The organism is Xanthomonas sp. 3058, assembly GCF_014199765.1.
Lineage (GTDB): Bacteria > Pseudomonadota > Gammaproteobacteria > Xanthomonadales > Xanthomonadaceae > Xanthomonas > Xanthomonas campestris_B.
This window is the reverse complement of sequence record NZ_JACHOF010000048.1, coordinates 1-2,815: the sequence shown is the minus strand read 5'-3', so window position 1 is coordinate 2,815 and position 2,815 is coordinate 1. Positions and strand designations below refer to the sequence as shown.

Annotated in this window: 3 protein-coding genes and 1 pseudogene; all 4 read right to left on the bottom strand. The window is 54.1% G+C overall.

The window, feature by feature from the left end; translation table 11 throughout:
- Positions 1–628: 628 nt before the first annotated feature.
- Entirely contained in the window at positions 629–1,072 is a 444-nt protein-coding gene (locus tag GGR61_RS20815; RefSeq protein WP_184623817.1) for a hypothetical protein, read from the bottom strand.
- A 408-nt stretch (positions 1,073–1,480) separates the two neighbouring features.
- Positions 1,481–1,678 (bottom strand): DUF2158 domain-containing protein, encoded by a 198-nt coding sequence (locus GGR61_RS20810; RefSeq protein ID WP_184623815.1) that lies wholly within the window; start codon positions 1,676–1,678, stop codon positions 1,481–1,483.
- 11 nt (positions 1,679–1,689) lie between these two features.
- On the bottom strand, positions 1,690–2,187 hold the full coding sequence (locus GGR61_RS20805) for a hypothetical protein (protein WP_184623813.1): 498 nt from the start codon (positions 2,185–2,187) through the stop codon (positions 1,690–1,692).
- 70 nt (positions 2,188–2,257) lie between these two features.
- Positions 2,258–2,815 (bottom strand): annotated as a pseudogene (locus GGR61_RS21310) (hypothetical protein); the annotation flags it as partial.

Below are 2,815 nucleotides of genomic sequence, written 5' to 3'. Positions count from 1 at the left end.
CCGGAAACGGCAAAAAAATCGAGGATCTGAGCGCCGTCAGCCTGGTCGATGTGGTTAGGCTCATCCTCCGATGCCGTTGATCAGACCATCCCTAGTCGAGGCAGCTAACAACAGACCAGCGAATAATCCAAATCGCATAACCAAATCTCCTAGGGGCTAACGCCTGAGTTAAGCCGCGCCGCGAAGCGGCGTCGGCTTGAATGAATTGTTAGGACTCATCACGAGTATCGCGCCGGTAGTGGTGCCTTAGCCTGGATAGCCTCAAGCACTGCGTCTGGATTGCTCTGGCAACAATAGCGGAAATACAAAGATGGCTCCTTGCCCTTGAACAGATCGGCCGCGCTTGTCTCAGGATGAATCAAAAGCCTGGGCTGATGCCACTGTTGGGCCATAACGCCAATGGGGCTTTCAGAGCCAGCAACATCAATTAGCCATGTAGCTTGCCCTTCAGAAATGTCTGCCAGCGGGCAAGCGTGCCAAGCAGCGGCTAGCACCTCTAGGATATTGGAGGATGCCGCAATGGAAAACGTTGCTCGGTGTGAGTCACAGTCATCTCCAGCGCAAACGCTGTCTCGGTCTGCTGTGATTTGGATTACGACAGCCTCTGACATGAGCCCTAACGCCTGAATTAAGCCGAGCCGCGAGGCGGCTTCGGCTTGAATGAATTGTTAGAGATGATGGCCTTGAATGTGAAGTAGAAGGCCGCGCTGCCGATTATACCGAGTGCGCCGGCATTAAAGACAAGCTTAATATAATTAGTCCAGTCGGATCTTAGTAGGGTGTTGGCTAATAATGCGCTGGGCAGAGATCCTACGATAAATCCCGCCACAAGCATTGAGCGGAGCACAAATTTGTTTGTACGCACTAGCCAGAGTGACACCGGCAAACCAAGGATAACTGCATGAGCAATGGCGAAAATCATGCAGAAGCCGATTAAGGCCAGGAAAGAAATGACGTCTTCGCCGCCGCGTAGCGCTTTTCCGTTCAAAGCCATACCAGCAAAAACAAAAGCCAGGGCAGGCGCGAGTGCGGCTGCCAGAAATGCGGTTACAATTGCAAAAAAATTTCTCATCAATTCTAACGCTTGAATTAAGCCGAGTTGCGAAGCAACTTCGGCTTGAATGAGTTGTTAGGCAGTGAGTGGCCGCGAAGGTTGGATGGTGCAACCATGCTCCCCAGCACTGCCGCCTGGATCAAGTGTGCCACAGCTTGCGGGAGGGAGCTTGCACAGCGATGCAGCGGCGCGTGATGCCACCGAAGCCAACTGGAACGAGTGCAGCGCGGGAACGACGTGCCAAGGCGAAGCACCGAACTTACCGCAACCACAAAGGTGATGACCTCTGTCCGGAGCCAACCGCATGCACGCCTGCGAACTCACCGAAGCGGCGACAACCAACGTATTTGCTCCACCACGGCCTAACTCCTGAGTTAAGCCGAGCCGCGAAGCGGCTTCGGCTTGAATTAATTGTTAGGGGCTTCTCTAGGCGCGGCTAACGCTGAAGCCGACAGCTGGGCGTTGATATGGCTTAAGCGTAGCCGCGACGAACACTTGGCGTTGAAGCTTCTTGCTCTCCGACCAAACACACGTGACCTCGTTGCCATTGATCTCCTCAACGGTCATCGGCTCGCCCCCGGATTTTAGCTGGACAATGTCACCGGCAGAAAAGGACTGGCTCATGGAACGTCTCCCTATTGATCTTGCTCAGGATAGCGGTGCTTGGGAAAGGCGACAGGTACGCGGAATTTGATACGCGATTCCATGCCCTTGGACTCGTTGCTCCTTCCGCCAGCACTCAGGTTTAGTAGCGAGACGACGGTGAGGCCAACTCCCGCTTTGGTCTCGGTGCCTGAGCTAGCAAGGATTGCAACGTCAAACTCCACGTATTCGATGGCGTGACGCCGTCCGCCGGTAACCAAGTTGCCAGTGTCGTCCTTGGTCATTGACGTATTGATGCGTGTCGTTGAGCAGCCCTCTTGCAGCTTTCGCTGTGCATCTTCGATGCCACCGGAGATCTGCAGAAGAGCTTCGGTGACGAATTCTGAGTAGTCCGACGAAATATGGAAGTGCTGCTCCGGGTCTTGCTGTAAGTCTTGGAGCAACTCAATCAAACGAGAAATCTCTTGCGGTAGCAAGCTAAGTCGCAGCCCATGCCATCCGTTGTTCCAGTCTTCTAGTTCAGCGTGCATGAGTATCTGTTCCGGGGCCTAACGCCTGAATTAAGCCGACCCGCGAAGCGGGTTCGGCTTGAATGAATTGTTAGCCCGCAGGCTTGTGTAGTTGGGTAGGCCAAGCACCTTGACCATTGCCACCCTTGAAGAAGACGCGACCATTGGGCTGGATGGAGGAAATTACAAACTCCTGCTCGAAAGAGCGTAACTCTCCGTCATGCTCGAATCGAGTGAGGCGAATAACGCGATCTCCAGGCTTTAGGTTGAGTGCAACAATTGCATCTTGGTTTTTGGCGAAAAGAGCCTCACCAATCTTGGCGCTAGCGACACGCTTTGAATCGGTGGAAACGTCTTGCCCAAGCGATGATGCGAAAGCGCGTTGACGATCGCTGGATGGCTCAGGGGGTTCGTGCCCGATTGCGGCTGCCACACGGTCCAGCAATCGGGCTGCCGCCACGTCAAACGTGTCAATAGCAACATCGACGCCTAGCGAGGCCGCGAGCTGTATCTGCTCTTCTGATGGTCGAGATGCGGTCATTTTTTCCTGCGGGCTAACGCTTGAATTAAGCCGAGTTGCGAAGCAACTTCGGCTTGAATGAGTTGTTAGGCAGTGAGTGGCCGCGAAGGTTGGATGGTGCAACCATGC

Bases quoted from the DNA above. Each gene is read 5' to 3' on its own strand.
- GGR61_RS20815 (WP_184623817.1), bottom strand. From the start codon at position 1,072: ATGAGAAATTTTTTTGCAATTGTAACCGCATTTCTGGCAGCCGCACTC.
- GGR61_RS20810 (WP_184623815.1), bottom strand. From the start codon at position 1,678: ATGAGCCAGTCCTTTTCTGCCGGTGACATTGTCCAGCTAAAATCCGGG.
- GGR61_RS20805 (WP_184623813.1), bottom strand. From the start codon at position 2,187: ATGCACGCTGAACTAGAAGACTGGAACAACGGATGGCATGGGCTGCGA.